2 protein-coding genes are annotated in these 2,028 nt (G+C 29.2%); both read right to left on the reverse strand.

Annotated elements, in window-relative coordinates; all coding sequences use genetic code 11:
- Positions 1–213: 213 nt before the first annotated feature.
- Entirely contained in the window at positions 214–1,596 is a 1,383-nt protein-coding gene (locus ACLR9T_RS14125) for a ParB N-terminal domain-containing protein (protein ID WP_118233036.1), read from the reverse strand.
- Positions 1,574–2,028: ParA family protein (locus ACLR9T_RS14130; RefSeq protein WP_413110112.1), on the reverse strand; the 455-nt coding region annotated here is incomplete at its 5' end. The genes ACLR9T_RS14130 and ACLR9T_RS14125, both read right to left, overlap by 23 nt.

Below are 2,028 nucleotides of genomic sequence, written 5' to 3' on the forward strand. Positions count from 1 at the left end.
ATTTAATGCTGTTTTTTAATTTTTCTTATTACTTTTGTGATCTGCTCTTTATGATTAATGCCTAATTTTTTCGCCTTGCCTTTCAATGCGCTTATGTACAAAAACATCAGCCAACACAATATTATAAAAATTAATATTCCAATCAGTATGATTAAGATAACAGTGAGTTTATCGTCTTTTGATAAACTCTCAAACTTATATACTTCAAACATATTAATCATTTGTAATCACACCCATCATTTGCAACACTCTGTTTAAATCTTTTATATCCACGCAATTAATAGTAATCTTATTATTTTTTGTTACCGTACACTTCGCATCAAAATAATTTGTTAATTTCATACGGACTTCTTCGTAATGAATACTTAGATCATCTTTCACAAAATCATCGATAGATGTCTGTCCTGTCAGTACTTCATCATCATTTTTCACCTTAGGATCTTCCTCGATTTTTTTCTTTATTTTTGTCAACACTAACTGCAGCGTCTCAATCGGTAATCCTGATTTGTGGATAAGATAATCATTTCTCTCTTCTATATTTACAAGATTTCTGTTCACATCATCCTTAAATTCGTTTAAATACATTAGTACAGTATTTTCAAGTTCATCAATAAAATCTCCTACCTTTTTTAATCCTAATCCACTCTGTTTTGAAATGAATTCTCTAATTCTTCCTTTAAATTCTCCGTTTTTATTGAGTACTGCAACATACTGGTAATATGCTTTAAACAAAGTATATTTCTTTTCTTCAGTATCAAATCTACGATAATCATTGTAAGTAAGAATAGTATTCATCTCTTCAATTTCATTATCTGGTTTCTTAACAATCGTTGCGACTATTGTCTTTTGAACTTTTCCAGTACCATCTAATTCACTCTCATGTTCAATATTATATTTGCAGGCTTTAATTCTTTTATGACCGCTTACCAACATATACTTACCATCACTATCACGATAAACTGTAATAACTTCTAAGACTCCATTTGGATTGTGATAAATTTTATCAGCAAACTCTACAATATCCTCCAGTGTATCGAAATCTGGATTTAATGGATTATATTTAATATCCTCTATTGCAATCGGTTCTACCTTTTTTCTTTTATCAAATTCCCTCATCAAATCCTCACTGTTAGATTTATCATATTGTTTTAAATTAAATTCTAATCCGCTCATAATATCTCCTCGCCCTCTTTTAATTTTATATACAACGGTTTCATTAAATGAATACATCAGTTTTCTTATAATGTTCTGTAAAATATAATAACCATTGGCAATAACAATACACTCATCGCAGAACACTACTCCGTTTCTAAGATTTTTAATACACATTCCATTTAGAAAATAATAATAGAAAAATCTTTTTTCACTTTGTGTTAAGATTCTTGATGCACTTAATAATAATTTCATTATTATTTCATTTGCCCTATTTGCTACTCTTGTTTCAACAAGAGTAGTCAAATCACAAATTTTTTCTACTTCAGCAATATTTAATTTCTTTACCTCATAAAAGCCAGATTTAATAACTGATCTTAAATCTTCAATAAGAGTTTTTGTATTCTGCTGTGTTTTTTCTTTATCGATGTACGGACAAATCATTAAAATACACCTCTACTTCATCAACCAATTTCTTTAAATCATTACCAATATTAAGATCACTGTCGATTAAAAATTCATTTTGGATCGTAGCACTGTTCGCAGGTTTTGCACGATACCGAATAGTTGTGTCTAATGTTTTTCCTCTAAAATATTTGTGGAACAGATTGACAATTCCTTTTTCATTGTTATTATCATTAATCATCGTCAACAATACTTTTAAGTCAAAATCAACATCCTTCATTTTTAAAAGCTTGCTTACAGAAACAATTAATCCTTTTAAAGAACCTCTATCTGGTTTAACAGGGATAATCACTAAGTCAGCAACTCTTAGTGCATTGCTCAAAATAACACTATCATCTGGTGCCTCATCTACTATTACAAAGTCATAATCATCTTCAATATATTTAAACGCAGACTTTAGATATCCAGTTA

This window comes from Thomasclavelia sp. (assembly GCF_047249845.1).
In the GTDB taxonomy this organism is placed as follows: domain Bacteria; phylum Bacillota_I; class Bacilli_A; order Erysipelotrichales; family Coprobacillaceae; genus Thomasclavelia.

Coding starts and splice junctions, on each gene's coding strand:
- ACLR9T_RS14125 (WP_118233036.1), bottom strand. CDS start 1,596: ATGATTTGTCCGTACATCGATAAAGAAAAAACACAGCAGAATACAAAA.